General features: G+C 77.2%; 1 protein-coding gene and 1 pseudogene. Both read right to left on the bottom strand.

Annotated features, from left to right (window positions below):
- Nucleotides 1-683: endonuclease V (locus HO151_RS02495; protein WP_173894489.1), on the bottom strand; the 683-nt coding region annotated here is incomplete at its 3' end.
- Nucleotides 684-723: 40 nt separating this feature from the next.
- A pseudogene (locus tag HO151_RS02500) lies at nucleotides 724-958 on the bottom strand (oxidoreductase); the annotation flags it as partial.

Here is a 958-nt window from a genome sequence, read left to right on the forward strand (position 1 = left end):
GTCGTCCCCTTCAGCGCCCGGCGGCACAGCGCGTCCGCGCGCCGGGTCGTCTCCGGCAGGCGGAAGTCCGGGGCGAGGCGGAGCGTGTGGGCGCAGGCGGTGTCCAGCGTCACCCGGTGGCCGACCGAGACGAAGACCGGCTTGACCCCCGCCCGCGTGCGCAGCGCCCGGCCGACCTCCTCCTCGCCGGCGCGCAGCGGGGAGGAGGAACCGCGCGGGGCGCCCGGCTCCTCGTACGCGAAGGTGAACGGGTTCTTGGCGACACCGATCGTCGGGAGGCCGGTGAGGACGCCGAGGTGGCTGGCCAGGCCGAAGCGGCGGGGGTGGGCGAGCCCGTAGCCGTCGCAGACCACCAGGCCCGGCGCGCACGGCAGCCCTTCGAGGGCGGCCAGGACGGCCGGGATCTCCCGGAACGCCAGGAGCCCGGGGACGTACGGGAAGGGCACCCGGCCGACGGCCGTCGACTCGGCGACCACGTCGAGGGTCGCCGCGTCGAGCACGACGGCCGCGGCCGCGACGACGTCGCGCTCGTCGTCGTACGCCACGTCGACCCCGGTCACCCGGCCGGTGCCGGGCGGCGGTCCCGGCTCGTCGAGGACCACCCGCCCCCGCAACTCGTCCTGCACGGCCCGGGCCCGTTCCTCGGTGGCGGGCCAGCCCGCCGGAATGCGTACGGTCGTCATGATGGCGTCGAGCCTAGACCGGCCGCCGGAACGCCCGGTGTCAGCGCTCCAGGCGGGCCACCCGGCCCTTCTCGCCGGAGGCCCAGCAGGACCGGTCGGGGGCGCAGTCCACGGTGTCGTACGAGCCGGTGTCCAGCGTGCGCCAGGTCCGGCCGCCGTCCGTGGTGAGGTCGGTGCCGGTGGGGCCGACCGCGAGGGCGGCGGTGCGGCTGTGCGGGAGCCAGGTGACACCGGAGCGGTAGGCCGGCGGCGGGGTGGCGGCCGTGGTCCAGGTG

Source organism: Streptomyces sp. 8P21H-1 (assembly GCF_013302945.1).